This is a genomic window from Nocardia sp. NPDC004722, assembly GCF_053601505.1.
Map to the genome: position 1 here is coordinate 1 of NZ_JBSGBY010000069.1, position 20,760 is coordinate 20,760.

Genomic DNA, 20,760 nt, shown 5'->3' on the forward strand with positions numbered 1-20,760 from the left:
GTGGCCTTGCGGGCCAGTTTGAGGGCCGCCTCCACCGCGTTCGCACCGGTGGGTCCGGGGAACTGCACCTTGTAGTCGAGGCCGCGCGGCCGGAAGACGCGCTCGCGCAACGATTCCAGCAGTTCGCGCTTGGCGACGGTGGACATGTCCAGGCCGTGGGTGAGACCGTCACCGGCGATGTAGTCCAGCAACGCCTGCTTGAGCACCGGATTGTTGTGGCCGTAGTTGAGCGCGCCCGCGCCCGCGAAGAAATCCAGGTATTCCCGGCCGGTTTCGTCCCGCAGCCAGGCGCCGGACGCGGTGTCGAACACGGTCGGCCAGGAACGGCAGTAGCCGCGCACATTCGACTCGAGTTCCGCGAAAACCGTCATGTCGGGGATAGTCATCGCCATACCTCCTGAGGGGTGACCGGTGCGATGCGGTAGAGGTCCTCGGGCTGATGCCCGCCCGGAAACTGGTCCGCCGTGAACAGCGGGGTGCGGGTCAGTGCCGCGCCGCGCCGGCGGGCCAGGGCCGAGAACATGGCGACCGAGGCCGGATTGTCCGGAGAAATCGTGGTTTCGAGCTGCGTGACGCCTTGGGCCGCACAGCTTTCCAGCAGTGCGTCGAGCATCGCCACACCCAGGCCCTGCCCGCGGTGGGCGTGATCGACGGCCACCTGCCACACGAACAGCGTGTGCGGCCAGGCGGGGCGGGTGTAGCCGATGACGAAACCGCCGACCTCACCGTCGATTTCGACCACCAGCGAGGTGTCGGAGAAGTCCCGGCACCACAGCAGGTAGGCATAACCGGAATTGGTGTCGAGCACCTGCGAGTCGTCGGCGATGCGCCACATGTGCGCACCGTCGGCGAGCCCGGGTTCCCGGAGGTGCACGGTTCGATTGTCGAGGGTTTGCTGGGATATCGCGTCAAATTTGCTGATTGGGATCTGCATGACTCCCTCAGCCTGACTGTGAAACTTTGTGGTCTACCGTGCGAACTCATTGCGATCTCATGACGATCCCATGACTTCGCACCGTAAAAGCTGCGGAAGTACGCCTATTTCGGCATGTCGAGGCGATATCCCAGACCGCGCACGGTGACCACGATGCGCGGTTCGGAGGGATCGGTCTCGATCTTCGTGCGCAGTCGGCGCACGTGCACGTCCACCAGCCGCTCATCGCCGAAGAAGCCTTCGTCCCAGGCACGTTCGAGCAGCGAGGTGCGGCTCAGCACGCGCCCCGGATTGGCGGCCAGTTCACACAGCAGCCGAAACTCGGTGATGGTCAACGGAACCGTGTCGTCACCACGGCGCACCACGCCGCCGTCGGGCGAAAGCACCAGCGGGCCATGATCATCGGTGTCGAGCAGGATCTCGGCGGGCGGTTCGGCGACCGGGTCCTCCGGCAGCGCGCCCAGGTGCGGGCGGCGGCGCAGCGCCCGGATGCGGGCGCTGATCTCCTTGGTCTCGAACGGCATGGTCACGAAATCGTCCGCGCCCGCTTCCAGGGCGGCGACCACGTCGTGGGTGTCCTCGGTGCCGCTGACCACCAGGATCGGCACCTCGTGCCCACGGCGCACCTCACGAATACAGGTGAAGGCGTCCATCTCGCCGACCAGCAGGTCCACGATCATCACATCCGGTGCGCCCTGCACCCGCAGGCGCTCCAGCGCCACCTCCGCGGCACTCGCCGCGTCGACGTCGTAGCCCTCCAGTTCCATCGCCTCTCGCAAGGCGGTGGGGACCCGGTCGTCATCCCCCACGATCATCAGGCTCGCGGCCATTAATCCCTATCCTTTCGTCCGGCGGACGCCCCGATACGTCCAGCGGACAATCACCGCGTAACGGTGATCGTGTTCGACTAGGTCGAATACCCGGACCTTAGTTCAGCGAAACATCTACGGTTTCCGGATATGCGGATCGATAGCTCGCGCACATCAGTCGAATTGCCCTGTCTTGCACGTCTCACCTGGGGCGCATTTGCGACATTGTGAGAACAGGCACAAGCGATTTCGACGTCGCGTCAGTGCGATCGATCGCGCACCGCGATATCGATGACCGGGCCGCGCGCGGGGTCCAGCCAGCGCATGACCTGGTCCAATTCGCCGCCCGGCAGGGCGACGCAGCCCGCGGTGGGATTCCCGTCGCCGACGTGCAGGAAATACGCCGAACCCGCACCCCGGACCACCGGCGAGCGGTTGTAGTCGATGACCACGGCGTGGTCGTAGGCCGGACCGGCCGTGCCCAGGTCCTCACCGGCGGCCTCGTTGAACGGGCAGGTGCCGGGCGCGCAGGAGTAGTGGGTGTTGTAGTACCGGGAGTCCACATCCGAGACCCACCAGTCGGAATCCGTCACCCGCCGATACGGCAGGCGGGTGCCGTTGTCGGCGGCGATACCGAAAGCCTCTGTGAGAGGCCAGATTCCGGCCGGGGATCGGGTCGCCGTCTCACTGGTCGGGCCGATGCCCTGCGCGCCGACATCGGCACGGTAAGGGCCGATCTCGCGCACCCACGTCGTTGCGGATCCGGTGTCGTCGCGGCGCCAGGCGGTCAGCGTCGCGGAGGTGGCGGTGGCCGAGTCCGCGATCACCGTGATCAGCTGTTGTGCGGGGCCGGAATAGGAAGGCTGCTCCGGTGGCGTCTCGGATTTACCGGCGCAACCGGCGACCGCGACGAGGCAGGCGGTGGCCATGATCGCGGAGACGAGGCGGCGGCGGCTGACGGGCATGGTCCTGTCAGTCTGCCCGACCCCGATAAGCTCCCATCCTTATGGCCCTGAACTCGACCATCCACACCGTCGCCGTCCATCTGGCGGACGTAGACCGCAATGTCTACGAAGAACTCGAGCTCCGGGTCGCGCGGCACCCCTCCGAGACCGCCGAATACATGCTCACCCGGATCCTCGCCTACTGCCTGGAGTACACCGAAGGCATCGCCTTCAGCGACGGCGGCGTGTCCTCGGCCGACGAGCCGCCGGTCATGGTCCGCGATCTCACCACCCGCCTGGTGTCCTGGATCGATGTCGGCGCTCCCGACGCCGACCGCATCCACCGCGCCAGCAAGCTCGCCGACCGCGTCGCCATCTACACCCATCGCGACCCGGCGAAAGTCCTGGCCCAGCTCCCGGCCAAGCGCATCCACCGCGCCGCCGACATCCCGCTCTACGCCTTCGACCGCGATTTCATCGCCACCGGCGCGGCCGCCTTCGACCGCCGCAACGACCTGACCCTCTCGGTCACCGACCGCCACCTCTTCCTCGAGGTGAACGGCACGGCCCTCTCGACCGCGATCGAGGAATTCCGTTTGGAAGAGCGGTAATTCGGCGTTATTCGCCGAAACGTCCTGTCGCCATGGCGGATTCGCGGAGCCGAGGCGGGAAGCCGGGTCCCAGCCGGGCCGAGATGTCCTCGTGGCGCAGCGGTTCGCGGCAGTGGGCGCAGACGATCTCGGCGTGGGTGTCGTGGTCGCAGGTGGTGTGGTGCAGGACGACCGGCTTGCCGGTGTCGGGGGCGAGGTAGCGGTCGCCCCAGGCCATCATGGCCGCGATGACCGGGAAGAAGTCGCGGCCTTGCTCGGTGAGCCGGTATTCGTGGCGGACCGGGCGGTCCTGGTAGGGGACCTTGGTCAGTAGACCGGCGTCCACCAGACGGGTCAGGCGCTGGGCGAGGATATTGCGGCTCAGCCCCAGGGTGGCTTCGAAGTCGTCGAAACGCTTCGCGCCGTAGAACGCTTCGCGCAGGATCAGTGGCGTCCACCAGTCGCCCAGCAGGTCGACCGTGCGGGCCACGGTGCACGGCCAGTTCGCGAAACTCGTTCGTTTCATGCGGTCACGGTATCCAGGCGGGCGGGGACGTATTTGTGCCAGGGGGTGCCGACCCATTCGTCGCGGGAGTCGAAGGACGTCAACTCGTTCGGGGCCGCGCCGGTGGTGACGCGGGTGCCCGCGGCATCCTCGACGGACAGGCCGAAGCCGTTGGGCAGCGACAGGTGACCGGGCCGCATGCGGTCGGTGGGTTCCACCGGCACCCGCGCGGAGCCGCGGCGGGTGGTGACCTGGACCAGGTCCCCGGCGGCGAGGCCCAGGCGGTCGGCGTCGGAGGTGCTGATCCGCAGGGTCCCGGCCGCATCCCGCTTGCGCCAGGCCGGATCCCGGAAGATGGTGTTGGCGGTGAAGGCGCGCCGCTCACCGGCCGAGAGGATGAACGGCCAGTCGCCGCCCTCGTCCGGGGCGTCGGGCAGGGTGGCGATGACGTCCAGGAGTTCCGGGATCTCCAGGCGGATCACCTTGTCACGCAGCCGGTTCCAGGTCTCGGCGTAATCGTCCTCGGAGATGACGACGCCGTGTTTGCCGGTGAGGATGGCCTCGAACAGCCGCTCCCCCGCCGCCAGACCGGTGCCGTACCCGGCACGTTCGACGCTGGCCGGGAATTTGCGCACCATGTTGTAGGCCGCCGCCCACAGCAGCGCCGCCGCGGCCGCACCGTCGGGGAGCGTCTCACCGAGCGTGCGATACAGCAGCACGGGAGCGAGTTTCGAACGGACCGGATCGCCGAGCACACCCAGGAACGCCATGGCGAAAGCTTCACGGCCCTGCGCGAGCGCGGCCCGCAGCGGTGCGTAGTCGGCCTCGCCGACCACCCCGGCGGCCTCGGCCAGGCGGGCGTGGATCTCGGGCTCGGGCAGCACCCCTTCCGGCGCGGGCAGCACCGGGTGGCGCAGGTGGAAGATGTTGCGGGGGAAGTCGAAGTTGAAGAATGTGGCCTCGTACTTCTCGAACTGGGTGGGTGCGGGCAGCACGTAGTCGGCCAGCCGCGCGGTCTCGGTCATGGCGACGTCGATCACCACCACCAGGTCCAGCGCCTCGAGGGCCTCACGCATGCGTGCCGAATCCGCCAGGGAGTGCGCGGGATTCGCGCTCTCCACGATCATGCCGCGATACCGGGCGGGGTGATCGGTGAGGATCTCCTCGCTGATCACATTGCACGGCACCAGGCCGCTCACGATGTGCGCGCCGACCACGGGACTCTTGGGTCCCTCGCCCGCCGGGTGCCCGCGATCGTGGCCGAGATTGGTCAGGCCGGTGAAAGCGTATTGGGTGCCGGGCTTTCCGACATTGCCGGTCAGCACCCACACCAGCTTCTCGACGTAGCTCACCACCGTCGAGTACCGGTTCATCTGCACGCCCAGGTCCTCGAGCGCGGCCACCGAGGCGGCCCGCGCCAGCCGGTGCGTGGCGGCGGTGACCAGGTCCAGGTCGACATCGGCGATGGCGCAGTACTTTTCGATCGGCACCGCGCGCAGCACCGGGAGCACGGCATCCAGGCCGGTGGCGTGCTCGGCCAGCCACTCCTCGTCGATCAGGTTGTCGCGCACCAGGATCGCGGCCATCGCCGACAGCAGGTACACGTCGGTGCCGGGGCGCAGCTGGAGGTGGAAGTCCGCCAGTTCCGCGGTCTCGGTGCGGACCGGGTCGAGCACGATCATGGACCGGGCGGGATCCTTGGCGATCTCCTTCAACACCGTGCGGGCCCGCGGAAAGCCGTGCGACTGATAGGGATTCTTGCCGATGAAGAACGCCACCTCGGCGTGCTCGACGTCGGCGCGCATCGGGTGACCGGCCATCCGCGCGCCCACCCAGAAGTCGCCGGTCTTCTCCTGCGCCAGCGCGCTCGATCGGTATTTGATGCCGTAGGCCGCCAGGGTCGCCGGGGCGTACGCGCCGCCGAGGTGATTGCCCTGACCGCCGCCGCCGTAATAGAAGATCGACTCCCCGCCGAAGTGGTGGCCGAGTTCCAGCAGCCGTGCCGAGACCTCGGAAATCGCGGTGTCCCAATCGATTTCCTCGAAGCTGCCGTCCTTACGCCGCCGCAGCGGGGAGGTCAGCCGGCCGGTGTGCCCGTTCTGGTAGCGATCCAGTTGCAGGGCCTTGTTGCAGGTGTAGCCCTCCGACGCCGGGTGCAGCTTGTCACCGCGGATCTTCTCGAAGGATCGGCCGTCCGGCCCGAGCAGCACCTGGATGCCGCAATTGCACTCGCACAGGATGCATGCCGTGGGCTGCCAGTCCGTCATGTGAGCAGCGTAACTCGAGTCAGTTCACTAGCGCTACGGACTAGAGGTCCTTGACCGTGATTCCGAAGGTGTGGGCGAAGACGGGGGCCAGATCCAGCAGTTGCATATTGGTGATCACCGCGCCCGAGAGCGATTCCACGCCACCGGTGATGCCGAGCGAACGCGCCTCGCGCAGGTCGACGTTCTTCAACTTGGCATTGCGCAGCGTCAGCCCGGTGATCTCCGAGCCGGGGAAACTCACCGACGTCAGCTTGGCGTCGGTGACGTCCAGATCGCGCAGCACACAGTCCACGAACTTCACCTCGTTGAGCACCGCGCCACGCAGGTTCACCGAATCGAACTTGCAGTTGTGGAAGCTGACCCGCCGCAGCGTCGACCCGAACGCCTCCACTCCGGACAGCGCCGCGAGCACGAATTCCGCGTCCATCCAACTGGTTTCGGACAGATCGGTGCGAATCCAGCGGGTGCTGCCCAGCCACACGTCGTTGAACCGCGAATACCGGAAGAAGCCCCCGGTGACCGTGGTCGCCGAGACCGCGCACTCCGTGAACGTCACCCCGCGCACCTGCGGATCGTCGAGCGAGAGACCGTCGAAGTGCGCGCAGTCGTACGCCCCCGCACTCTCGATCTCCTCGCGCGGCTCCAGAAATCGTGCGAACGGCAGATCGGCCAACTCCCGTGGCATATCGCTTCCTTACCGGGTCGAGTCGAACATCGGATCGAACAAGCGCCCCCGACCGTACTCCCGGCCCCGGACAACCCGGCCCGACCACCCCGCGCACTCGCGCCGACCCGGCCTGCTACTCGCTCGCGACCGCGACACCGTCGATCCGCGAGCTCCCGTCGGCAGCGAACCCGTCAGACGGGCCGGATCGGGTCGTCGCCCACCAGGGCGGCCAGTAGGTCGCGCAGGGCGTGGCGTTGCTCGGGTGAGAGGGCGGCGAACATCTCGCCGGCGGCGTCGCGGCGGGCCTGGGACATGTCGGCCAGGACCTTGCGGCCCGCCGGGGTCGGGGTGACCAGGGTGGCACGGCGGTTGGCCGGATCCGTCTCGCGCGCAACGAGTCCGGCGGTGACCAGCGCGTCGACGACGGTGGTGGCGGAGCGGGGGACGATGCCGAGGTGTTCGGCCAGGGCGGACATGCGCAGGGGTTCGTCGGCGTGTTCGTCGAAGCGGCCGATGATGCGCAGGGCGCGGGCCTGGGCGGGGGTGAGGCCGAGGGGGGCCAGGCGGGCGGACTGGGTGCGGCGCAGGCGTTTGGTGGCACGAAAGAAGAGGTCGGCCAAGTCGTCGTCCCCGCCGGGGCGAGCGACCGCGCCGCCGGGGTGAAGGTCGTCGCCGGGACTGGGGTTCGCGTCGATGCGCGGGTCGTCCGGTTGGCTGCTCGGCATGATCTAGAGCATAACTCATTGTCCCGGGAACAATTATGAGCCAGACTCAGTTACAGCGCATGACTCCGTTCGAAAGGAGGCGCTATGGCTTCAACCACGGACACTGTGGTCACACAGACAGAACTCGGCCGGATCGTCCGGCTCTTCCATCCCTATCGCGGACGCCTGGCCCTGGTCGGCGCGCTGGTCGGACTGGCCTCGCTGGCCGGGCTGGCTTCCCCGTTCCTGCTGCGCGGGATCATCGACGACGCCCTGCCGCACGGTCGCACCGGACTGCTGACCCTGCTGGCCGCGGGCATGATCGCGGTGGCCGCGCTCAACAGCGTCTTCGGCGTGCTGCAGACCTATATCTCGACCGCCGTCGGGCAGAACGTCATGCACGATCTGCGCTCGGCGGTGTACGCGCGGCTGCAATCGATGCCGCTGGCGTTCTTCACCACCACCCGCACCGGCGAGGTGCAGTCGCGCATCGCCAACGACATCGGCGGCATGCAGTCGACGGTCACCTCGACCCTCACCTCGCTGGTCTCCAACTTCACCTCCGTCGTGGCCTCGGTCATCGCCATGTTCGCGCTGGACTGGCGGCTCACCCTGGTCTCGCTGCTGATGCTGCCGCTGTTCGTGTGGATCAGCCGCAAGGTCGGCTCCGAACGTCGCCGCATCACCGGCGAGAAGCAGCGCAAGCTGGCGGGCATGTCGGCCATCGTGGAGGAATCGCTGTCGGTCAGCGGAATCCTGTTGTCGCGCACCATGGGTCGCGCACCGGCGCTGGTCGACGACTTCACCCGCGAATCGCGCGGGCTGGTCGATCTGGAGATCCGCTCCAGCATGGCCGGGCGGTGGCGGCAGTCGACGATCTCGATCGTCATGGCGGCCATGCCCGCGGTGATCTACTGGGCGGCCGGAATGACCGTCGCCTCCGGGCATCCCATGGTGTCGATCGGCACCCTGGTCGCGTTCACGACCTTGCAGAGCGGGCTGCTGCGGCCGACCGTCATGCTGCTGTCCACCGGTGTGGACATCCAGAGCTCGCTGGCCCTGTTCGGACGGATCTTCGAATACCTGGATCTGCGACCGGATATCACCGAGCCGCGCAAGCCGGTCGCGCTGCCGGAGCCGGTGTCGGGGTCGGTGCGGTTCGAGCATGTCGGCTTCGCCTACGACGCCGACCGGGACGTGCTGCGCGACATCGACATCGACGTCCCCGCCGGGACCAGCCTGGCCATCGTCGGCGAAACCGGTTCGGGCAAGACGACTCTCGGCTACCTGGTGGCCCGGCTCTACGACGTCACCTCGGGGCGGGTCGCCGTCGACGGCGTCGATGTGCGGGACCTGTCCTTCGCCGACCTGTCCAGCGCCGTCGGCGTGGTCTCGCAGGAGACCTACCTGTTCCACGCCTCGGTCGCCGACAACCTGCGCTTCGCCAAACCCGAAGCGACGGACGCGGAATTGCACGAGGCGGCCCGCGCGGCGCAGATCCACGACCACATCATGAGCCTGCCCGAGGGCTACGACACCAAGGTCGGGGAACGCGGCTACCGCTTCTCCGGCGGTGAGAAGCAGCGGCTGGCGGTGGCCCGCGCCATCCTGCGCAATCCGCCGATCATGGTGCTCGACGAGGCGACCAGCGCCCTGGACACCCGCACCGAGCGAGAAGTGCAGGCGGCCATCGACGCGCTGTCGGCCAACCGGACCACCATCACCATCGCGCACCGGCTGTCCACGATTCGCGACGCCGACCAGATCGTGGTGCTGGATCACGGCCGGGTGGTGGAACGCGGCACCCACCGGGAACTCGTGGAGCGCAACGGCTTCTACGCCGACCTACTGGCCCGCGACACCTTCGAGGACGTGGTGGGCGCGCTCGACTAGCGCGCGAGATCCAGAGGGAAGGCCCTGCCGTCAACGCCGACGACAGGGCCTTCTTCTCGACCGGTCCGGAGTCCGCCGGGCAACGGACTACCAGCCCGGCGTGCCGCCGATCGGCACGTTCACCCAGCTGGGCGCGTTCGGATCGAGATCGAGATGCTGTGGCAGCAGCTGACTTTCGTTCAGCAGCGGCCGCAGCGGCAGTCCGCGCGGGAAGTTGAACGCGAACACGTCGATCCGCAGGCGGTGTCCCGGCTGCAACACCGCGTCCGTGGCCGTCAGGCCCAGATCCACGGTGGTCGGCTGCCCCGGCACCAGCGGCTGCCGATCGGCCAGGGTCAGCAGCGGGTACGGGTCGGTGTAATCACCGTTCGGGGAGCGGGACGCCTTGTCCTCGTCCACTTTTCGCAGCGACGCCGTCAGCTGCCCGGAGGTCAGCACCGTGGAGCGGCCGTCGGGGGCGACGTCGTTGAGGGTGGCCGACCAGTAGCCGTCGGTGGCGTCGAGCACCGTGTTCAGGTGCAGGCTCACCGGGCCCGAGATGAGCGTCGGCGCGGCCACCGGCTGACCGGTGAAGGTCAGGCCGTTGAGTTCCATCGGCCGCGCGTCCTTGGCACAGGCGTCGAGGACGGCCGTCACCCCGGCGGTGATCTGCGCCGCGTCCCGCGAGCACAGGCTCATGACGCCCGGACCGACCGTGAGCCGTTGCGGCCCAGCCGGTTCCGCGCTCAAGCTGCCGTCGTACACGCTGGCGGCGGTGCCGCTGGGCACGCCCGACAGATACATCCGCCGGTAATCGACGTCGGGGCGCGGGAATTCACCGGCAGTGGTCCACGCGTCGCCCTGCTGGAACAGCGTCACCGGGCCGTAGCCGTCGATGCCGTTGTCGATTCCCTTGAGCCACTTGTCGAACCAGGCGCGCTGCAGCACGTCCAGCCGCGGCGGCGCGCCCGCGACACCGAAGCCGCTGCCGGGATCGGCGTGGTAAGTGTCGCCCATGATCAGCTGTTTCTGCCCGGGCGGCAATGGGATCGCGTTGTAGATGCGCGGCTCGGAGTAGGTGAAGATGTCGTGCCAGCCGCCGTAGACCAGGGTCGGCACCCGCACCCGGTCGGGATGGCCGAGCCAGCCCGAGCGCAACGAGCTGTCGGGTTCGAGCAACGCCTTCAGGTTGTCCGGGATATCCGCGATGCTGGGCACGGTGAGTGCCTGAATGATGTAGTCGAAGAAGGTCAATGGGCTCTGCAACCGGTCGGCCAGCCACTGGAAGTCGAAGCCGCCGGAGACGAGCGCGGTCAGGTCCGGGATGAGTTTCAGGCTGTCCACGCCGAGCAACCACGGTGGAATGAAACCGAATCCGAGCGCGCCACCGGTGGCCAGCACATCACGCACCAGGTCGCTGCCGGGTTCCACCGGGAAGATCGCCTTCAGCGCGGCCGGTTGCTGTTCGGCGGCCTGCACCTGATTGATCGCCGAGTACGAGATGCCGGACATGCCGACCTTGCCGTCCGACCACGGCTGTCGCGCGGCCCAGTCGATGACCTCGACGCTGTCGCGCTGCTCGCGCTCCTGGAAGACCTGCCAGACACCCTCGGAGAATCCGGTGCCGCGCACGTCGGCGACGACCTGGGTGTAGCCGGACTGGATCAGCTTGCGGTCGGCGGTGAAGACCCGGCCCGCGCCGCCCGGCAGCGTCTTGACCAGGTCGGAGAGGCCGCCGAGACCGACGCCGGAGAGGTCGAAGCCTTGCAGGAAGCCCGAGAGCGTGTCCGACAGTCCGGGGATCGAGAGGGCCGAATCCGCGATCATCGACACGAGTTTCGTGTACGGGGTGAGGTTCACGATGGTCGGCAGCGGGGTGTCCACGATGTGTCCCTCGGCGTCCATGGGCCGATAGACGTTGGCCTTCAGGACGGTGCCGTCGCTCATGGTGATCGGCACATCCCAGTCGATGTGCACGCCCGGATACAGCGGCGGCGCGTCGGCGGTGGCGGTCCAGCCCGCGCCCAGCGCTCCGGCATCCGGTTCGGCCGTGGCCAGCGGCCGCACCAGCGCCCCGACCGTGACGGCGGTGGCCAGCAACGCGAGCGCGCCCAGCGTGCGGCCCCGGATCTTCCTGAGTCTCATCCCATCCCCATGACGTCATTTGGAAACAACTGCGTACCCAAGCGGGGACTGTAACGGCCGACACTCTTCGACGCAAACGTGGGCGGTGTCATAGGTTGGCCGAATGAGTACAGCAACAGGCGAATTGGCGGGACGAGTGGCATTGGTGACCGGTGGCGGACGCGGGATCGGGCGGGCCATCAGCCACGCCCTGGCCGCGCGCGGGGCCGCGGTGGCGGTGAACTGGGCACGCGACGAGAAAGCGGCCGAAGCGACCGTGGCGGAACTGAGTTCGGCCGGAGCCACCGCACTGGCCGTGCACGCGCCCGTCGACGACGCGGACGCGGTGACCGCCATGGTCGAGCGGGTCGGCGGTGAACTCGGGCCGATCAGCATCCTGGTTCACAATGGCGGCATCGCCAGCCGCGGTCGCACGGTCGCCGACACCGATCCCGCCGAAGTGGAACGGCTGCTGCGCATCCAGGCCATCGGGCCGCATCGGCTGACCGGGCTGGTGTTGCCGGGCATGCGCGGGTGTCCGCGCGGCGATATCATCATGATCAGCAGCGTCGCCGCGCACGGCCTGGGCGCCAACGGCGCGCCCTACAACATGGCCAAGGCCGCGCTCGAGGCGCTGGCGCACACCCTCGCGAAAGAGGAGTCCGCCAACGGGATTCACGTCAATATCGTCGCGCCGGGTCTGGTCGCCTCGGATATGGGCGACCGGCTCGCCAAGGCCGTCAGCGGCGGGTCCGTCGCCCGCGCCGCGGACCTGGACGCGAGTTCGCCGTTCGGTCATGTCTGCCGCCCGGAGGAGGTCGCGGACGTGGTGGCGTTCCTGGTCTCCCCCGCCGCCGGATACCTCACCGGGCAGCGGATCGTGGTCGACGGCGGGGCGTATCCGCACCGCGCCTGACCACGATCGGGGACGTGCCCGACGCCCGGCCGGGAGTGGTCGGCGAAGGTTCAATATCAATTCACGACCGGTCGGTATTACGAGTCCGGCGAACCGGGAAGCGTGGTTAGCTGACCATGCGCCTGCCCTCCGACAGGCCGACACCGACCGTTCTCGGGAGGATCCCATGCCCACAACCGACAAGCCCTGGCCGCAAGGAACTCCGTGTTGGGTCGACTGCTCCGTCGACGATCCCGCCGCCGCGCGGGACTTCTACTCCCAGCTGCTGGGCTGGGACGTGCTCGACAGCCCGCCGGAGGCCGGCGGGTATCTGATGGCCATGCTCGACGGCCGACCGGCCGCGGGCATCGGGCCCAAGATGGGTCCGGGACCGATGCCCTCGGTGTGGACCACCTACTTCGCCGCCGACAGCGCCGACTCCGTCGCGGGCGCGGTGCAGGCGGCGGGCGGCATGGTGTTCATGCCGCCCTTCGACGTCATGGACGTGGGCCGCATGTTCGTCGGAGCCGATCCCGGCGGCGCGGCCTTCGGCGTCTGGGAACCCAAGGCGCACACCGGCGCCGGGATCTTCAACGAGCCGGGCGCGTACTGCTGGAACGATCTGCACACCACCGCGTACGCGCCGTCGCAGGAGTTCTACAAGCAGGTCTTCGGCTGGTCGTTCGAGGAGATCGGCGGCGAGGCCATGACCTACTCCACCTTCGCGGGCGCCGACGGCCGTCCCATGGGCGGCGTCGCCGACACCACCGGGCAGCCCGGTCCGGGTGTCGCCTACTGGCTGACCTGGTTCCAGGTCGCGGGCACCGACACCGCCCTGGAGAAGGCCAAGGAACTGGGCGCGACGGTGATGATGGGACCCGACGACAGCCCGTTCGGGCGGATGGGCATCGTGGCCGGACCGCAGGGCGAAGTCTTCGGACTCATCGACACCACGGTCACCATCGGCTGAGCCGGGCCCGACCTTCGACGAGGCCGAGTGGCCGTGCGCCACTCGGCCTTTCACGTCTCGGGGATCAGGCGAACAGGCGCGCCACGAACGGGACGCTGTCGGCCAGCGAGGCGATCATCGCGCCGCTGTGATCCTTGCCCGGGTACACGTGCACCTCGGGATGCGTTCCGGCGGCGGCCATATCGGCCACCAGCTTGGCGGTCAGCGGCGCGGGCACATCGGTGTCGTTGGTGCCCTGGCCGATGAACAGCGGACGGTCGTATCCGGTCAGCGGCACGTCCATGACCGTGCGGGCGACGGGCACGAAGTCGCCCTCGGACAGCGGCTTCGACACCAGCTGGTTGAGCGAGACGCCGGTGGCGCGGTCGGCCATATCGGCGAAGCACAGGGTCTGCCCGTCGGTCACGAGTTGCTTGCCGAGCGGGGTGAGGTAGCTGTCCAGATCGAAGTCCGGTCGGGCCGCCTTCAGTCCGTTGAGCACGTAGGTGGCGTAGGCGGTGATGTGCGAGGAACCGATCGGCGGGGTGTTCGGGCCGATCAAGGTGGCGGCGTCGACGATGTTGGAGGCCGGGCCGGTGGCGACCGCGCCGCGGTAATCCAGCTCGGGCGCATAGGAAGTCGCGAGCGAGGCGGTGAAAACCGTTGCGCCGCCGCCCTGGGACTGGCCGATGGCCACCCACTTCTGGGCGAGGGTGCCGTCCACGGCGTGCGCGGCGCGGACCATGTCGATGGCGGCGTGGGCTTCGGCGCGGCCGTCGAGGTAGGCGTGCACGCCGGGGGTGCCCAGGCCGATGTAGTCGGTGGCGACGATGGCGTAACCCTGCTTCAACCAGGTGGCCAGGAAGCCGTTGTCGCGGTCGGAGCGGCCCGTCACCGAGGGCGCGCAGGCGTCGCCGATGCCGACGGTGCCGTGCTCCCACGACAGCACCGGCCAGCCGCCGGGCGGCGGGGTGCCGGCGGGGGTGAACACGACGCCGGTGGACAGCGCGGGCTGATCGGAGGAGTCACGGGTCCAATAGGTGAGCTTGCGGGCCGAGCCCGTGCCGTCGATCCATAGGTTCTCCGGTAGCGCCTCGTCGCCGACCACGGCACCCGGGGCCTCGCCCGTCCGGGCGGGCGGGTCGGCCAGGGCGGTGGCGGTCACCGGGCCGGTGGCCAGCAGTGCCGCCGAGACCAGCGTGATCACGGTGCGTCGGGTCATCGGTGGGTCCTCTCGTACTCGTCTCGCGTTGGTGTCACAGTGAGACACTTCGGTCAGACTATCCTGTGAAGTGTCACATTGAGACACCAGGGTGGTGCGACACGGAACGAGAGGACGGGATGACGGCGCCGACCGGGCTGCGGGAACGGGAAAAGGCCAGGGTACGAGGCGAATTGATCGACGCCGCGCTACTGCTGTTCGAACACCGCGGCTTCGAGCAGACCACCGTCCAGGAGATCGCCGACGCCGCCCACGTCTCGCGCCGCACCTTCCACCGCCACTTTCCTTCCAAGACGGCCGTCGTGTTCGCCCACGAGGAAGACGTGATGGCCCACCTGCTCGCCGCCCTGGACCGCCGACCGCCGGGCGAGGCGGTCTTCGTCGCCCTGCGCGCCGCGCTGCGCGACTTCCTGCTCGACGCCACTCAGGCCGACCTGCGCCGCCGCCAGGCCGACACCGCCCGCCGCGCCCGCCTCGTGCTGATCACCAATCCCCAACTGCGCCAGGAGAACTTCACCGGCACCTTCGGCCGCCGCGACGCCCTGGCCCGCAACTTCGCCCGCCGCGGCGGACTGCCCGAGAACGATCTGCGAGCCAAACTGGCCGCCGCCACCTGCTTCGCGGCCTTCGGCGTGGGACTCGACGACTGGGTGGCGCAACCGGATCCGTCGGTGCGCGGGCTCTACGAGATCCTCGACAGCACTGTCGCCGCCCTCCAGCACGGACTCGAAATCGCCTCGCCGACAGCGAAAGCCGCACCACGACACTGATTTCGGCGCACCCCGCCCGCACGGGAGGTCCCGTGCGGGTGGTCCCGGCTCAGGAGGTGGGCTGGAGTGCTGCGGTGGCGTCGTTGATGTGCAGGATGGCGTCGGCGCGTTCCACCAGGTCCGGGGTCAGCGGGAAGTGGCCGTGGGGGACGGCGTCGGTGCGGGTGTGGGCGGTGGTGAGGGTGTCGGCCGGGGTCAGGCCCCAGGTGGGGATGCGGCTGTCGAGTGCGCCCTCGTAGGTGTCCGGGGCAGGTGCGGCGAGGCCGAAAGTGGCGCTGCGGCCGAGGCTTCCGGCGATGAAGGTGTAGTCGACGTCGCCCAGGGCATCGACGATCGCGCCCGCACTGGACCAGGTGTGGTCCTGATCCGGCAGGGGCATGGTGCTCTGGACGCGTTGCAGGTGCAGATTGTGGGAGAAGACGAGGGTCGGCCCGCGACGAGACTCCTGGCGGCGAATGGCGAGCAGGTTGTGCGCCATAAGGGTGTCGCGGATCGCGAGCAGCGGGGTCACCCGCACGGCGGCGGGCAGCGGTTTCGCGCATTGCGCGTGGTAGCGCAGCAGGCCCAGACCGGCGGTGAGCTGGGTGAGCGCCCGGAACCACTGCGCGCGTGAGGTTTCGGCGATCAGCTGCGGCGCCTGACTGTGCAGGGCGAAGCGCATGTCCGCGCCGAAGTCGCGCAGCAGCCGCGCTTCCCGAGTAGCGCCGGGCGACATGGACGGATCCAGGACGGCTTCCTGGCGGCTCCAGCGGTGGTCGTCGCCGGCGAGGCTTGCCACGTCGTAGTCGAGGCCCAGGTAGTCGCGGGCGAATTCGAGGTAGGGGCGGGGGCTGGGGGCGCTGTAATTCTCTGTGGGAGCGTCGAATCCGTGGAACGTCACGCGGTCCTCCGGCGGGCGGCACCGATTGTGGTCGCGGATCCAGGCGACGAGCTCCCGGTTGGCTTCGCGTTCGCCCCACTCGTGGGAGAAGCCCGCGCGGACGACCTGTTCGAGGTCTCCCGGATCGCCTTGGACATAGTCGTTGACGGTGAGCGCGGCGACGCGGTCGATCTCGAGGGCGATCGAGCGGAAGCCATGCTCGACCAGCCGGGCGAAGAGTTCGTTGCGGAGCCGGGCGAAGGCGGCTTCCTGATGTGTCGGCTCTCCCAGGCCGAGCAGGTCACATGAGGCGGGGACGAAGTCTCGAATGTCCTGAGTCATGTCCATGAATCGTATCGTTGAAACGTCGGTTGGCAGTTGGTCCGGCATTCACCCAGTTCGCTGTCAACATCGACCCGGTAAAGTCCCAAACCGATGTCCAACCTGAGACCCGCCGACCTGGCCCGTGCGCACGGCCTCTCGGCTCAGGCCGTGCGCAATTACGAGGACGCCGGATTCCTCCCGCCCGCCGCGCGCACCGACAGCGGCTATCGGATCTACACCGCGACGCACGCGGCAGCGCTCGACGCCTACCTCGCGCTGGTACGCGCCCACGGGTACGCGAAAGCAGGACGAATCATGACGGCTGTCCACGCCGACGATCTGGACACCGCCCTGCTGCTCATCGATCGCGGCCACGAGCAATCCCTGCGAGACCGCGACACCCTGGACATGGTCAGCAAGGCCGTGCACCATCTGACCGGCGAAACAGGCAGCACCGCATCGACTTCCGACGAAGGCTGGAGTATCGGCGAGCTCGCCCACCACCTCGGGCTGACGGCCGCGACCCTCCGCAAGTGGGAGCGCACCGGAATCCTGCTTCCCGCAAGGGAATCCGCAACCGGCTACCGGCGCTACACCGCCGACGACCGCCGCGACGCCGAACTCGCCCACCTGCTGCGCCGCGGCGGCTACCCGCTCGCCCGGATCGCCACCGTGGTCGCGCAGGTGCGGGCGGCGGGCGGCACCGACTCCCTGACACGCACCCTCGCGGATTGGCGTGACCGGCTGACCGCGTCGAGCCTGGCCAGGCTCGACGCGGCCGGTCAGCTCGGGCGCTACCTGCGCCTCAGCGAAGGGCAGTCGCAGACCTCGCCCGCACCGGAGCAGGCCGCGCGAGGTTAGAGCAGCCCGCGCAGGCGCAGGTCCGTGACATATTTGTCGATGAGTTCCCTTGTCAGGTGCGGAATGTCGCCGTTCGGGCCGAGTTTCGCGTGCTGGACGGCGGCCTGGAAGCGTTTGGCGGGCAGGATCGAACCGGGGATCGGCAGGCCGGGCCGCCGGTAGGCGTGCAGCAGCGGCTGGACCGAGGCGGTGCGCTGCTGTTCGGGCAGGCTGCGCAGGGCGGTGTCGAAGCGGGTGAACCAGTCGCCGTAGTCCTCGATACGGTCGATCGGGTGGCCGGATTCGATGAGCCAGTCGACGAATTCGTCGAGGGAGATGCCGTCGTCGTGCGGGTTGAGGACGTCGTAGGTTTCGAAGCCCTCGGTGACGCGCGCGCCCAGGGTGGTGATGGCGGCGGCGGTGAAGTCGGCGGGCAGGCCGTCGTAGTGGGCGCGGCGGCGGTTGCCGTGGGAGTCCAAGGCGTAGAACGACTTCGGGGCCAGCCCGGTGGCGAGCACGCTGAGCAGCAGGCGGGTGAACATGTCGGGCAGGTTGAGCTGACCGGCGAAGGCGCTGTGCGCCAGGATCATGTCCGAGCGGAACACCGCCACCGGGAGCCCGCACAGGTCGTGCGCCTCGCGCAGCAGCACCTCACCGGCCCACTTGCTGTTGCCGTAGCCGTTGGCGTACCCGTCGTCGAGCGCGCGCACGGCGCTGATCTCGCGGATGTCGCCGTCCTCGGTGAATACGGCCGGATCGATCTGCGCGGCGACCGCGACGGTGGACAGGTAGGTGACCGGTTTGCGGGTGGTGGTCAGCGCCAGGCGGATCACCTCGGCGGTGCCGACCACATTGGGGCCGAAGAGCTGGCCGTAGGGCAGCACGTGGTTGACCAGCGCCGCGGGATGCACGATGAGGTCGACGGTCTCGGCGAGTTCCTGCCAATCGGCCTGGCTCAGGCCGAAATTCGGTTCGCCGATATCGCCGGGCAGCACGCGTAGCCGCCGCTCGGCGAGCGCGCGGTAGTGGCGTGTCAGTTCGGGATCGCCGCTGTCGAACACTTCGTCCAGCCGTCGCCGGGCGGCCTCTGCGTCGCGGCCGCGGATGACGCACACCAGGGTGCCGTCGGTCTCGTCCAGGCGCTGTAGCCATTCCAGGCACAGGAAGCGACCCAGGTAGCCGTTGGCACCGGTCAGCAGCACCGTGCGCGGCGGCTGCGGGGCGGAGGGCAACGCGGGCGCGGCCGACAATGTAGCGGCGTCGATGAACCGGTCGAGGGTGAGGTCGGCGGCGCGAATCTCGGTGCCGTCGTGGATGGTCGCGGCGGTCGGCCGGGTGCCGCCGGAGTCGCGTTCGGCTTCGATGTGGGCGGCCAGCTGGGCCAAGGCGTTGGTCGGGCTGACGATGACGCCCACCGGCACCTCGACGTCGAAGAGGTCGCGCAGCAGTGTCGAGAACGACAGCGCGGACAGCGAATCCCCGCCCAGATCGGTGAAATGCGCGTCGGGCCGCGGCTCCTCGCCGCCGAGGATCGCGCGGGCGGCCCGGCACACCGTCTCGAGCACCGGCGCGTCGGCCGCCGACGCACGCAGCGCCGCCAGTTCCTCGTCCTGCTGCTGCGCCAGCTCGGTGTACAGCTCCTCGAGGCGTGCGCCGTAGCGCTCTTTCAGCTTGGGCCGCAAGTGTTTTCCGATGCCCGACAGCAGTCCGTTCTCCTGTGTGAACGGCTCCTCCTCGAGCAGGAAGGCGCGCGGGATCTCATACGATTCCAGCTCCGACGCCTTGGCGATGTCCTGCAGCGACGCGGTGATGGCCGCGGCACGGGCGGCAGGCTCGAGCGCGCGGGCCGCCTCGGTCGGCACGATCACCGCCAGCAGTTGCGAACGCTCGCTGGAGCCGTGCACGAAGATCTGCGCGATGAGCGGGCTGGTGGCGTAGGCGGCCTCCAGCTTCGCCACGGTGACGAACTCGCCCTGTGACAGTTTCAGCACATTGTTGCGGCGGTCCACGTACACCAGGTAGTCGGGCCGGACCTCGGCGACGATATCGCCGGTGCGATAGAAGCCGTCCGCGTCGAAGATCTCGGCGGTCACCTCGGGCCGCTTGAAGTAGCCGGGGATCTGCATCATCGACTTCACCAGCAGCTCGCCGCGCGGATGCGGCTTGTCGGTGGAGAAATAGCCGAGCTCGGGCACATCCTCGAGGCGGTAGTCGAGCACCGGTGGGCGGCGGATCTCGTTGTCGATGAGGATGCCGCCACCGGCCTCGGTGGAGCCGTAGCCGTCGATGACCGGCTGACCGAGCACCGAGTTCATGAACTCCTTCATCTCCGCGGAGATGGGCGCGCTGCCGACCATGACGCGGGCCAGCCGACCGCCCAGGAAGTCTTCGCGCAGTGCGTTTTTCACCGCGATGTCGGCGTCTTCGGCGGATTCACCGGCGGCGCGGCGGCGCGCGGTGTCGCTCTGGTAGCGCTGGAAGATCATGTCGCACACGCGCGGCACGAAGAACAGTTCGGTGGGGCGAACCAGGGCGATGTCCTCGAACAGGGTCGACATATCGCTGGAGGCGGCGAAGTACGCCGTCCCGCCGCGCGAGTAGGTGCCGGTCAGCACCATGCGCCCGGCCACGTGGCTCAGCGGCATGTAGCAGAAGTTGAGGACCGGGGCGGGAATGACGGTGGGGCCCTGCCACATTCCGGCCAGCAACCGGTGCGGGTACATCGCGCCCTTGGGGGTTCCGGTGCTGCCGGAGGTGTAGATGAGCAGGGCGAGTTCGTCCTCGTCGGCCGGGACGTGCAGCGGGACCTCCGGCAGCGCGGCGCCTCGATCGGCCACGGCGGCAAGGGATTCCACTGTGACGGTGCCCGACTGCTCGGCGCGGCGGCTGGCTGCGGCGAAGACCTCGGCCTGCCGGTCGTCCTCGGGTTCGAAGTCGAAGACCACCAGCGAGGTCACCGGCGTGCCGTCGAGAACGCAGTCGAGTGCGGGTTCGAGCAATTCCAGGCTCACCGCCAGGGTCCGCGCCCCGGTCTCGGTGAGGATCGAATGCCACTGCGCGGCAGTCGCACTCGATTGCAGCGGCACGGCGACCAGGCCCAGCCGGATCGCCGCGAGTTCGACGGCCGCGAAATCACCGCTGGCGAATCCGAGCACGGCCAGGAAGTCTCCGGCGCGCACGGGATTCCGCTCGTCGTGATGCAGTCCGGCGGCCAGATGCCCAGCGCGCGACCACAGTTCGCCGTAGCTGATGGTCCGGTATGCGGGCAGTAGCCGCCGGACGCGCCGCCCGTCGGCGTCGAGGACGATCTCGGTGGCACGCTCGCCGATGGCCGGACGTTCGGCGTAACCCTCCATCAGGGTCGCCGCCACCTGCGCCAGGCCCAGGCCGGGATGCCGGGCGGCCTCGCCCACCTCGGCGATCGGCATGGCGACGCGGACCTGCTCGTCGGCCATCAGGCGCTCGAAGCGCTTGGCGATCTCGGT

Annotated in this window: 18 protein-coding genes; 6 read left to right on the forward strand and 12 right to left on the reverse strand. The window is 68.8% G+C overall.

The genetic code is table 11. The features are described from left to right. The 4 genes from ACWELQ_RS10145 to ACWELQ_RS10160 form a co-directional block, all read right to left on the reverse strand. Nucleotides 1-386: aminotransferase class III-fold pyridoxal phosphate-dependent enzyme (locus ACWELQ_RS10145; protein WP_452396690.1), on the reverse strand; the 386-nt coding region annotated here is incomplete at its 3' end. Beyond that, on the reverse strand, nt 383-934 hold the full coding sequence (gene ectA / locus ACWELQ_RS10150) for a diaminobutyrate acetyltransferase (RefSeq protein WP_452396691.1): 552 nt from the start codon (nt 932-934) through the stop codon (nt 383-385). The genes ACWELQ_RS10145 and ectA, both read right to left, overlap by 4 nt. 104 nt (nt 935-1,038) lie before the next feature. Next, nucleotides 1,039-1,764 (reverse strand): response regulator transcription factor, encoded by a 726-nt coding sequence (locus ACWELQ_RS10155; protein WP_452396692.1) that lies wholly within the window; start codon nt 1,762-1,764, stop codon nt 1,039-1,041. A 239-nt stretch (nt 1,765-2,003) separates the two neighbouring features. Next, nucleotides 2,004-2,708, reverse strand: a complete 705-nt coding sequence (locus tag ACWELQ_RS10160; protein WP_452396693.1) for a L,D-transpeptidase family protein — start codon at nt 2,706-2,708, stop codon at nt 2,004-2,006. Nucleotides 2,709-2,749: 41 nt separating this feature from the next. Here ACWELQ_RS10160 and ACWELQ_RS10165 point away from each other — a divergent pair, with 41 nt between their 5' ends. After that, the gene (locus tag ACWELQ_RS10165; RefSeq protein ID WP_452396694.1) at nt 2,750-3,298 is read left to right on the forward strand and encodes a YaeQ family protein; all 549 of its coding nucleotides are present in this window, start codon (nt 2,750-2,752) and stop codon (nt 3,296-3,298) included. 7 nt (nt 3,299-3,305) lie between these two features. On the opposite strand, the gene ACWELQ_RS10170 is transcribed toward ACWELQ_RS10165, so the two are convergent. The 4 genes from ACWELQ_RS10170 to ACWELQ_RS10185 all read right to left on the reverse strand — a co-directional run bounded on the left by ACWELQ_RS10170 (nt 3,306) and on the right by ACWELQ_RS10185 (nt 7,441). Next, nucleotides 3,306-3,803: a winged helix-turn-helix transcriptional regulator gene (locus ACWELQ_RS10170; protein WP_452396695.1), complete on the reverse strand. Its 498-nt coding sequence runs from the start codon at nt 3,801-3,803 to the stop codon at nt 3,306-3,308. Next, complete coding sequence (locus ACWELQ_RS10175; protein ID WP_452396696.1) at nt 3,800-6,049, reverse strand: molybdopterin-dependent oxidoreductase; 2,250 nt, start codon at nt 6,047-6,049, stop codon at nt 3,800-3,802. Before ACWELQ_RS10175 ends, ACWELQ_RS10170 begins: the two co-directional genes overlap by 4 nt. Before the next feature lie 40 nt (nt 6,050-6,089). Beyond that, nucleotides 6,090-6,734, reverse strand: coding sequence for a pentapeptide repeat-containing protein (locus ACWELQ_RS10180; protein ID WP_452396697.1), 645 nt, complete (start codon nt 6,732-6,734; stop codon nt 6,090-6,092). A 173-nt stretch (nt 6,735-6,907) separates the two neighbouring features. Beyond that, nucleotides 6,908-7,441 carry a MarR family winged helix-turn-helix transcriptional regulator gene (locus tag ACWELQ_RS10185; RefSeq protein WP_452396698.1) on the reverse strand — a complete coding sequence of 178 codons (534 nt, stop codon included), beginning with the start codon at nt 7,439-7,441 and terminating at the stop codon, nt 6,908-6,910. Between the two features lie 84 nt (nt 7,442-7,525). Between ACWELQ_RS10185 and ACWELQ_RS10190 the strand changes: the two genes are divergently transcribed. Next, nucleotides 7,526-9,313 (forward strand): ABC transporter ATP-binding protein, encoded by a 1,788-nt coding sequence (locus ACWELQ_RS10190; protein ID WP_452396699.1) that lies wholly within the window; start codon nt 7,526-7,528, stop codon nt 9,311-9,313. A gap of 87 nt (nt 9,314-9,400) precedes the next feature. On the opposite strand, the gene ACWELQ_RS10195 is transcribed toward ACWELQ_RS10190, so the two are convergent. Beyond that, nucleotides 9,401-11,437: a CocE/NonD family hydrolase gene (locus tag ACWELQ_RS10195; protein WP_452396700.1), complete on the reverse strand. Its 2,037-nt coding sequence runs from the start codon at nt 11,435-11,437 to the stop codon at nt 9,401-9,403. A gap of 103 nt (nt 11,438-11,540) precedes the next feature. Between ACWELQ_RS10195 and ACWELQ_RS10200 the strand changes: the two genes are divergently transcribed. Together ACWELQ_RS10200 and ACWELQ_RS10205 are read left to right on the forward strand one after the other, a co-directional pair. Continuing rightward, complete coding sequence (locus ACWELQ_RS10200) at nt 11,541-12,332, forward strand: SDR family NAD(P)-dependent oxidoreductase (RefSeq protein WP_452396701.1); 792 nt, start codon at nt 11,541-11,543, stop codon at nt 12,330-12,332. A gap of 166 nt (nt 12,333-12,498) precedes the next feature. Further along, entirely contained in the window at nt 12,499-13,281 is a 783-nt protein-coding gene (locus ACWELQ_RS10205) for a VOC family protein (RefSeq protein ID WP_452396702.1), read from the forward strand. A 64-nt stretch (nt 13,282-13,345) separates the two neighbouring features. Here the strand turns inward: ACWELQ_RS10205 and ACWELQ_RS10210 are convergent, their stop codons facing one another. Continuing rightward, nucleotides 13,346-14,482 carry a lipase family protein gene (locus ACWELQ_RS10210; RefSeq protein ID WP_452396703.1) on the reverse strand — a complete coding sequence of 379 codons (1,137 nt, stop codon included), beginning with the start codon at nt 14,480-14,482 and terminating at the stop codon, nt 13,346-13,348. Nucleotides 14,483-14,601: 119 nt separating this feature from the next. Here ACWELQ_RS10210 and ACWELQ_RS10215 point away from each other — a divergent pair, with 119 nt between their 5' ends. Next, nucleotides 14,602-15,252 carry a TetR family transcriptional regulator gene (locus ACWELQ_RS10215; RefSeq protein WP_452396704.1) on the forward strand — a complete coding sequence of 217 codons (651 nt, stop codon included), beginning with the start codon at nt 14,602-14,604 and terminating at the stop codon, nt 15,250-15,252. 49 nt (nt 15,253-15,301) lie between these two features. On the opposite strand, the gene ACWELQ_RS10220 is transcribed toward ACWELQ_RS10215, so the two are convergent. Next, complete coding sequence (locus tag ACWELQ_RS10220) at nt 15,302-16,453, reverse strand: erythromycin esterase family protein (protein ID WP_452396705.1); 1,152 nt, start codon at nt 16,451-16,453, stop codon at nt 15,302-15,304. Between the two features lie 93 nt (nt 16,454-16,546). Here ACWELQ_RS10220 and ACWELQ_RS10225 point away from each other — a divergent pair, with 93 nt between their 5' ends. After that, nucleotides 16,547-17,296: a MerR family DNA-binding transcriptional regulator gene (locus ACWELQ_RS10225; RefSeq protein WP_452396706.1), complete on the forward strand. Its 750-nt coding sequence runs from the start codon at nt 16,547-16,549 to the stop codon at nt 17,294-17,296. On the opposite strand, the gene car is transcribed toward ACWELQ_RS10225, so the two are convergent. Then, nucleotides 17,293-20,760, reverse strand: a 3,468-nt coding sequence (gene car, locus ACWELQ_RS10230; protein WP_452396707.1) for a carboxylic acid reductase, incomplete at its 5' end; no start/stop codon positions are given. The two genes, ACWELQ_RS10225 and car, sit on opposite strands and share 4 nt — an antisense overlap.

Excerpts from the sequence above, each read along its gene's own strand:
- ACWELQ_RS10215 (WP_452396704.1), top strand. The coding sequence starts at position 14,602 with ATGACGGCGCCGACCGGGCTGCGGGAACGGGAAAAGGCCAGGGTACGA.
- ACWELQ_RS10205 (WP_452396702.1), top strand. The coding sequence starts at position 12,499 with ATGCCCACAACCGACAAGCCCTGGCCGCAAGGAACTCCGTGTTGGGTC.
- ACWELQ_RS10195 (WP_452396700.1), bottom strand. The coding sequence starts at position 11,437 with ATGAGACTCAGGAAGATCCGGGGCCGCACGCTGGGCGCGCTCGCGTTG.
- ACWELQ_RS10185 (WP_452396698.1), bottom strand. The coding sequence starts at position 7,441 with ATGCCGAGCAGCCAACCGGACGACCCGCGCATCGACGCGAACCCCAGT.
- ACWELQ_RS10170 (WP_452396695.1), bottom strand. The coding sequence starts at position 3,803 with ATGAAACGAACGAGTTTCGCGAACTGGCCGTGCACCGTGGCCCGCACG.
- ectA (WP_452396691.1), bottom strand. The coding sequence starts at position 934 with ATGCAGATCCCAATCAGCAAATTTGACGCGATATCCCAGCAAACCCTC.
- ACWELQ_RS10225 (WP_452396706.1), top strand. The coding sequence starts at position 16,547 with ATGTCCAACCTGAGACCCGCCGACCTGGCCCGTGCGCACGGCCTCTCG.
- ACWELQ_RS10190 (WP_452396699.1), top strand. The coding sequence starts at position 7,526 with ATGGCTTCAACCACGGACACTGTGGTCACACAGACAGAACTCGGCCGG.
- ACWELQ_RS10165 (WP_452396694.1), top strand. The coding sequence starts at position 2,750 with ATGGCCCTGAACTCGACCATCCACACCGTCGCCGTCCATCTGGCGGAC.
- ACWELQ_RS10155 (WP_452396692.1), bottom strand. The coding sequence starts at position 1,764 with ATGGCCGCGAGCCTGATGATCGTGGGGGATGACGACCGGGTCCCCACC.
- ACWELQ_RS10200 (WP_452396701.1), top strand. The coding sequence starts at position 11,541 with ATGAGTACAGCAACAGGCGAATTGGCGGGACGAGTGGCATTGGTGACC.
- ACWELQ_RS10160 (WP_452396693.1), bottom strand. The coding sequence starts at position 2,708 with ATGCCCGTCAGCCGCCGCCGCCTCGTCTCCGCGATCATGGCCACCGCC.
- ACWELQ_RS10180 (WP_452396697.1), bottom strand. The coding sequence starts at position 6,734 with ATGCCACGGGAGTTGGCCGATCTGCCGTTCGCACGATTTCTGGAGCCG.
- ACWELQ_RS10175 (WP_452396696.1), bottom strand. The coding sequence starts at position 6,049 with ATGACGGACTGGCAGCCCACGGCATGCATCCTGTGCGAGTGCAATTGC.
- ACWELQ_RS10220 (WP_452396705.1), bottom strand. The coding sequence starts at position 16,453 with ATGACTCAGGACATTCGAGACTTCGTCCCCGCCTCATGTGACCTGCTC.
- ACWELQ_RS10210 (WP_452396703.1), bottom strand. The coding sequence starts at position 14,482 with ATGACCCGACGCACCGTGATCACGCTGGTCTCGGCGGCACTGCTGGCC.